Origin of the sequence: Coleofasciculus sp. FACHB-712, from assembly GCF_014695635.1 — a bacterium.
GTDB lineage: Bacteria > Cyanobacteriota > Cyanobacteriia > Cyanobacteriales > FACHB-T130 > FACHB-T130.
In genome coordinates this window covers 1-6,751 of sequence record NZ_JACJOQ010000507.1, presented here as the reverse complement: position 1 = coordinate 6,751, position 6,751 = coordinate 1, and the positions used below count along the sequence as shown (strand labels likewise).

Genomic DNA, 6,751 nt, shown 5'->3' with positions numbered 1-6,751 from the left:
AATTTTATGGACTGGTGTTAGTTTTATTGCAGTAGGAGCAGCATACGGATGGCTGGGAGCTAAGGTATTTGGAAAACGGTCAGATGGAACGATGGGATGGCTGAATATATGCTTATTGATGCCTTATCTATTATTAACCTGGATAACCTGGCATCTTCAAAGACTGATTAGGAAAGAGGAATGTTGTAACGAGATAGTACCTGGCATCTGGCTGGGTCGTAGAGTATTTCTTAATGAATTGCCCGATAATATCAACTTAATAGTTGATTTAACGGCAGAATTCCCAGAACCTAAAAGCGTTACTTCAGGAAAAGCTTATATCTGCGTTCCTACATTAGATGCGGCTGTGCCAGATTATCAAGTATTCCAAAAATTGGTTAATGAAATCTGTGCATGGCAGGGAAATATTTATATTCACTGTGCCCTTGGGCATGGGCGTTCAGCAACAGTTGTTGCTGCTACCCTTGTTGCCAAGGGGCTTGTGAATAATGCGAACCAAGCAGAAGCACTGATCAAGAATAAACGTTCTGGAATTGAGTTTAGTAAAGCTCAGCGGGACTTGCTGAAAAGGCTAACTATTTAAAATCTGAATGCAGCAACTGCTAAACAACCCCATCCCACAATAAAGGCTACGCCTCCTAGTGGAGTAATTGGTCCCAACCACTTTACACCCGTCAGGCTCAAAGCATAAAGACTGCCTGAGAAAAGGACGACGCCAACGATGAAGGCATACCCAGCTGCCACAAGGATTGACTGTGCTGCCTCGGCGCGACTTAATAATAATGCCACCAGTAGCAAAGCTAATGCGTGATACATCTGATAACGGGCACCCGTCTCAAAGATTTCTGCTGCCCGTTCGCTGAGTTTTTCGTTCAAAGCGTGGGAGGCAAAAGCACCAGCAGCGACGGACAATCCGCCTAAAATAGATGCGATGCATAAAAAAATCTGCGTCATCATAATTTCAACTACTCTTATCTCAACAGGAAGTAATAAGAAATTCCTCCTTCCTCACTTACTTTAAAGTTAGCATCGTATTCTTTAGCTCTATCATCTAAATACTGCTTTGCCTCCGCAGCTGTTAGCTTCGCCTCCATCGCAAACTGTAAAGTGGTGATATTTCCATCGCCTTCTTTCAGTAGCTGATAAAAGGTAGACTGGAGGCGATCGCTTGTTTCTTTCGAGTGTTGTTTCCGCAATCCCCACACCAGCCAACCTCCAAGGGCTACCGCTGGGAGTCCTAAAACTAGACCCCCGATGGCAGCGTCTCCATCTTCCTGTTTATCCTCCGGGCTAGCATTCGGATTCGGTAGGGTATAAACAATGAGCGGAATCATTAGCAAAATTCCGCCGAATGTCAGTAACAAGCCCGCAGACAGTTTTTTGATGAGCTTCATGGTGCCCAGCTGATGTTGTCAATACAGCCGCGATCCTAACCTTAGTTTCGCGTAGCTTCCAGTATGCGAGAAAAGTAAAATCGAGTCTTCGTCATTCCTTGCCGCTGAATCGAAAAACCGTTACTTTCTAGAATTTTGACGATATCAGCTTCTCGGTGCAAATAAGCGCGAGTGGCTTTGCTGGGACCAGGGAAAAAACTGCCAATTTTTTTGAGTAAACTAAGGGCTAAAGTTTTCGGCGCAAAGCTGAGAATTATCCGAGATTCTGCCATAGAAGTGAGGTGGGAAATCATCTCGGCGGCTTTGTCTTGGGGATAGTGAATGAGGACGTCTAAGCAAATAACCGTGTGATATTTACCGCTTAATGCTTCTAAATCTTGCACGGTGAAAGTCGGATTGCTAATGTTGCCTAGAACTGCCTCTGCTCTTTCCTTGGCTTCTCCCACCATTTTTTCGGAGATATCGCTGGCATAGACTTTGGCACCCGCTTCGGCGAGAGGGATGCTGAGGCTACCGACGCCACAACCCGCATCGCAGATGGAGAGAGTTGCGAGATTGTCATCGGCTTTTAGCCAGCTAAGGACGGTATCGACTGTCTGCTGATGTCCTTCGCGGATGTCTAGTTGGACTTTATTAACTTCACCATCGCCGTAAATGCGTCTCCAGCGATCGAAGCCGGTGGAGTTGAAATAGTCTTTGACAATTGTTTTATCGTCTGCTGCGTTCATGAAATTGGATTTTATCGAAGTGTTCCCAACGGTTAAACTTACCATTTATACGAACCGCAGAGGACGCAAAGCACGCAGAGCAGGAAAGGAAGAGGAGAGGCATTGCTTATTTTAGGCATTGGGTAATAAGCGCTGCCAGGTTAGTTCCTTGGTTGATTCGTCTAGATGCCAGCGCAGCAGTTGATGAGCGGGTTGATTAAGATAGGGACTGGTTTTGTTGTTTTTTTGGCGATCGCGTTTTGACGGTTCTTTGAGCAACCCAATGGCGCGACGGGGGGATTCTGTGGCAAGCGCGATCGCAGTCTCGACTTCACAAATCCCCCAGCGCACTAAATTTTGTACTCCTACTAGCAGCGGCAATGTTGTCCCGGAGAGGGTTCCATCTGGCAGTCGGGCGGTGCCGTTTTTCACTTCTATATGCCGCGTATCCCACGGGTAAATCCCATCGGGGAGTCCCAAGGGTGCTAAGGCGTCGCTAACCAAGAAAATGCCTTGCTTGGTTAGCGAGTCCTGATCCTGCTTGTTGAGAGGGATAGAAGTGGCACGTAGCAGCAGCTGAATCATCGTCTGAGAGACGTGCTGACCATCGGCAATTAAACCACACTGTACTGCTGGATGAACCAGGGCGGCTCCTAATAAGCCGGGTTCGCGGTGATGTAATCCGGGCATGGCATTGAAGGCATGAGTCACCATCGATGCTCCCAGTTTAAAAGCTTGCTGCGCTTGGGCTTCAGTAGCTTGGGAGTGTCCCAAACTGACGGTGATCCCAAGACTTCGCAAATACGCGATCGCTTCCCCAGTTGGATCTAATTCTGGTGCCAAAGTAATCACTTTCACAATCTCTGCATCATCCCCCAAAACCCGTTTCACGTTGTCAATCGTTAGCGGCAATAGGTACTCGGCGGGGTGTGCGCCTCGCTTCTGGGGATTGAGAAATGGTCCTTCCAAATGCACCCCCAAAATCTCGGCAGTGGTTCGATCTTGGTGCTGGGAAGCGGCAAAATTAGAGAAAATGGAGAGCGATCGCTGAATGTTCTCAACCGATGTTGTAACGATGGTTGGTAAAAATCCATCAACGCCCTGATTCCACAGAAATTTACAAATTTCCGGTAGCTTATCGCAATTTTCCAGATTCAATTCTGGAAATGCCAACCCCAACGCCCCATTAATCTGCAAATCGACACCACCCAGCGACACCCAATCTCCCTCCACATCCAGCACTTGCAAATCCTCAGGTGGAACCATTTTGAATACAGTGTCCATTGACAGAATTTGCTCAATCCTGCCCTGATGAATCCAAATCTGCTGTAAGCTTTCGTAGCCTCGGAATCGAGCATTGCGAATCACGATTGGGGCAGTCATGGATAGCGTTGTTGCGTCTGTCATCACTTTTGCGACAAGATACCTAAATTCGAGCAGACACCAGTTTATCTAACAACCAACTGAATAACTCCCGAAAAAATGACTCAACCGTTAATTGGCATCATCATGGGTAGCGATTCCGATTTGCCCACTATGCAAGGCGCGATCGCAATATGTGAAGAATTTGGCGTCGGCTGCGAAGTCGCCATCGTCTCTGCCCACCGTACCCCGGAACGGATGGTGGAATACGCCCAACAAGCCCACCAGCGCGGCATCAAAGTGATTATCGCGGGTGCCGGTGGCGCTGCCCATCTCCCCGGTATGGTAGCGTCTCTGACACCTTTGCCAGTAATTGGGGTGCCAGTCGCCAGCCGTCACCTACAGGGCGTTGATTCCCTCTATTCCATCGTGCAAATGCCAGCGGGAATTCCCGTCGCGACTGTCGCGATTGGTAATGCGAAAAATGCCGGTTTGTTGGCTGTGCAAATCTTGGCATCCCACCAGCCAGAATTACTCGAACGAGTGCAGCAATATCGCCGCAGTTTAAGCGATTCCGTGATGGAGAAGCAGCAGCTTCTGGATGAAATCGGCTATAGGCAGTATTTGGAGAAGATGCCCTAATTTTAAGGGCGAGTCAGTTATTTTTTTAGGCTTGGCAGAGAGGAGAAACGATTGAAATCTCAAGAATAATTTTTTGATGCCAATCGCTTTGTTTACCGATAGCGAGGTGCGTCAAGAAAACTGCTGATTTCATTTTTAGCGGAACTGGAGGGGCGACAGGGGCGGTTTCTTTGAGATTTAGACCCAATCTATTCGTTGAATGTTTCGCGATCAAAGTCAAATTTAATCTTGTCCTAAAAAAAATTGATAACCTTGTTTTTGCTATTTTAGTAACAGTTTTTATCTGTTCATCAAATATAAAATAAAAAAACTTGCATTTAATTTATAGGAAAGTTTCTATAAAAGCATTTATTTAATAAAGTAATTGCTTAATTTAAGTTTCTATAATATGGGATTTCCGGAGAAATTTAAGCTTCTGAAGTCTTAATGGATTCGCTTAATAAATTTAGGCTTTTCTTTGGGTCATCCCCCCATAGATGGATATAAACTAATTTAGCTCCAAGTTCGCTCAAACTCCCGCGATTTATACTTCCAGGAGAGTTCTGCGGGTTGAGATGCCAGAGCCAGAATCTAAAAATGTAACTTTCGATACAGAATATCCCGCCTCGGAAAATACAAAATCTTAAAATTTCCCGGACAAATTAGACATCCCGTCTAGATGTTGATAAAGGAAAAAATCCCTAACGAGTTGCCTGTAAGGTTTTGTCATATACTCACTTCAAATGACTGGATTTACTGATTTTTGACTAAACCGATGGATGTGTTGGACTGATTGAGGAAAGTGCAGTGATGATGCCTAAATTAACGCTCAAAAAGAAGAAATCGAAAGCCAAAAAGAAGCGATTGTCTTCTAATTGGCAAGTCCAATCTCCCCGGACTGCCACGATGTTTAAGCAGTTGCAAATTGCCATTAAGCGGCTGACTCCAAGTTGGCAAGCTTGCATTCCTATCGCCATTTTGATTGTGATGGTGTGGGGTTATGCAGCAGTCGCCCAGGATGCTCCGGCAGCTGAGGGGCCGACAACAGCCGAGTTGAAGGTAGCGCTAGACACCCTATGGGTAGCGATCGCTGCCTTCCTGGTGTTCTTCATGAACGCTGGCTTTTGTATGCTAGAAACTGGCTTCTGCCGCCAGAAAAACGCGGTCAACGTTCTTGCCAAAAACTTGATTGTGTTTGCTCTAGCAACCGTCGCGTTTTGGGCGATTGGTTTTGGCTTGATGTTCGGGGACGGTAATCCTTTCATTGGTTTGAGCGGGTGGTTTTTGAGCGGAGCCGATAACAGCCCCGCCACCAACGATGCCTATCAAGGTGTTTTTGGCTCTCTGAAATGGGCTGGCGTTCCCTTAGCTGCTAAGTTTTTGTTTCAGCTAGTATTTGCTGGAACAGCCGCCACGATTGTTTCTGGAGCGGTTGCAGAACGGATTAAGTTTGTTGACTTTTTAATCTTCAGCCTCTTACTCGTCGGGATTGCCTACCCGCTCACCGGACACTGGGTCTGGGGCGGTGGCTGGCTGCAAACCAGAGGCTTCTGGGATTTCGCGGGTTGCACGGTCGTTCACTCAGTGGGTGGCTGGGCAGCTTTGATGGGAGCCGCATTCTTAGGGCCACGGCTTGGTAAATATCAAGACGGGCAAAGCGTTGCTTTCCCTGGTCATAACCTGAGCATTGCCACCTTGGGCACTTTGATTCTCTGGTTGGGCTGGTTTGGTTTCAACCCTGGCTCCACAATGGCTGCCGATGCAAACGCCATTACTCACATTGCCCTGACAACCAACATGGGGGCTGCTGCGGGTGCAATCTCCGCTACCGCCACGGCTTGGCTGTATTTGGGTAAACCGGATCTGTCGATGATTATCAACGGCGTCCTGGCTGGCTTGGTTGCGGTGACAGCTTCCTGTGCTTTCATCAGCCTTGGCAGTGCTTTGATTATTGGTCTGGTTGGGGGAGTATTAGTCGTTTTCGCAGTTACTTTCTTTGACAAAATCAAAATTGATGACCCGGTGGGTGCGACCTCAGTTCACCTAGTTTGCGGCATCTGGGGGACTTTGGCAGTGGGTTTATTTGCTGCTGGCCCTGGTGTCTATTCCTGGTACGGTGAGGGTCTTGGCCCAACCAAGGGGTTATTGCTCGGTGGTGGTCCCGGACAGTTCATCACTCAACTGATTGGTGTTGTCACAGTGGGAGGCATAACCGTTCTACTCAGTACAATCTTCTGGCTGGCGCTGAAAGCGACCCTCGGTATCCGAGTCACTCCAGAAGAGGAGTTTGAAGGTTTGGATATCGGCGAACACGGCATGGAAGCTTACAGTGGATTCCTCAAGGAAGGAAGCTCTAGTGGTTTTTCTGATACTGGTAAGCACGGTGGGATGCCAAATTCACCGGGTGAATACGTCAAGTAAGGACAGATAAGCCAAAAGAAAACATTTTGCGCTTTTGAGTTTTGTCTTTGCCCCAATAGAGTCCGCCAAAGTTCCCAACTATATAGAAGCTCTGGGAATTGGGCGGATTTCTTTTTGTCTTGTATCTCTGGGTGAAAAACTTATGAGCAGCCCAGATGGTTTGTTTAATCCAATGCAAAACTGCCCTGTTTGAAATTGGTGCAATCAGATTCATTTGCTCAAGAATCGCGATCGCGTTGATGGAAC

Annotated in this window: 8 protein-coding genes; 3 read left to right on the top strand and 5 right to left on the bottom strand. The window is 47.2% G+C overall.

Annotation, left to right across the window (positions count from 1 at the left end):
• The coding region (locus H6F50_RS16885) for a dual specificity protein phosphatase family protein (protein WP_190429599.1) at positions 1 to 583 on the top strand (583 nt) is incomplete at its 5' end.
• On the opposite strand, the gene H6F50_RS16880 is transcribed toward H6F50_RS16885, so the two are convergent.
• The 4 genes from H6F50_RS16880 to nagA form a co-directional block, all read right to left on the bottom strand.
• On the bottom strand, positions 580 to 954 hold the full coding sequence (locus H6F50_RS16880) for a DUF423 domain-containing protein (RefSeq protein WP_190429600.1): 375 nt from the start codon (positions 952 to 954) through the stop codon (positions 580 to 582). The genes H6F50_RS16885 and H6F50_RS16880 overlap by 4 nt on opposite strands.
• Before the next feature lie 17 nt (positions 955 to 971).
• Positions 972 to 1,394, bottom strand: a complete 423-nt coding sequence (locus H6F50_RS16875; protein ID WP_190429598.1) for a hypothetical protein — start codon at positions 1,392 to 1,394, stop codon at positions 972 to 974.
• A gap of 41 nt (positions 1,395 to 1,435) precedes the next feature.
• Complete coding sequence (gene bchM, locus H6F50_RS16870) at positions 1,436 to 2,122, bottom strand: magnesium protoporphyrin IX methyltransferase (RefSeq protein WP_190429597.1); 687 nt, start codon at positions 2,120 to 2,122, stop codon at positions 1,436 to 1,438.
• Positions 2,123 to 2,233: 111 nt separating this feature from the next.
• Complete coding sequence (gene nagA, locus H6F50_RS16865) at positions 2,234 to 3,508, bottom strand: N-acetylglucosamine-6-phosphate deacetylase (RefSeq protein WP_190429596.1); 1,275 nt, start codon at positions 3,506 to 3,508, stop codon at positions 2,234 to 2,236.
• A 75-nt stretch (positions 3,509 to 3,583) separates the two neighbouring features.
• Here nagA and purE point away from each other — a divergent pair, with 75 nt between their 5' ends.
• A complete protein-coding gene (gene purE, locus H6F50_RS16860; protein WP_190429595.1) occupies positions 3,584 to 4,105 on the top strand; it encodes a 5-(carboxyamino)imidazole ribonucleotide mutase in 522 nt (173 codons plus the stop codon).
• 789 nt (positions 4,106 to 4,894) lie between these two features.
• Positions 4,895 to 6,505 carry an ammonium transporter gene (gene amt / locus H6F50_RS16855; protein ID WP_190429594.1) on the top strand — a complete coding sequence of 537 codons (1,611 nt, stop codon included), beginning with the start codon at positions 4,895 to 4,897 and terminating at the stop codon, positions 6,503 to 6,505.
• On the opposite strand, the gene H6F50_RS26765 is transcribed toward amt, so the two are convergent.
• The coding region (locus H6F50_RS26765; RefSeq protein WP_206754836.1) for a hypothetical protein at positions 6,498 to 6,751 on the bottom strand (254 nt) is incomplete at its 5' end. The genes amt and H6F50_RS26765 overlap by 8 nt on opposite strands.

What these genes read in the sequence shown, in the direction of transcription:
- amt (WP_190429594.1), top strand. Translation starts at nt 4,895, where the DNA reads ATGATGCCTAAATTAACGCTCAAAAAGAAGAAATCGAAAGCCAAAAAG.
- bchM (WP_190429597.1), bottom strand. Translation starts at nt 2,122, where the DNA reads ATGAACGCAGCAGACGATAAAACAATTGTCAAAGACTATTTCAACTCC.
- H6F50_RS16880 (WP_190429600.1), bottom strand. Translation starts at nt 954, where the DNA reads ATGACGCAGATTTTTTTATGCATCGCATCTATTTTAGGCGGATTGTCC.
- nagA (WP_190429596.1), bottom strand. Translation starts at nt 3,508, where the DNA reads ATGACAGACGCAACAACGCTATCCATGACTGCCCCAATCGTGATTCGC.
- H6F50_RS16875 (WP_190429598.1), bottom strand. Translation starts at nt 1,394, where the DNA reads ATGAAGCTCATCAAAAAACTGTCTGCGGGCTTGTTACTGACATTCGGC.
- purE (WP_190429595.1), top strand. Translation starts at nt 3,584, where the DNA reads ATGACTCAACCGTTAATTGGCATCATCATGGGTAGCGATTCCGATTTG.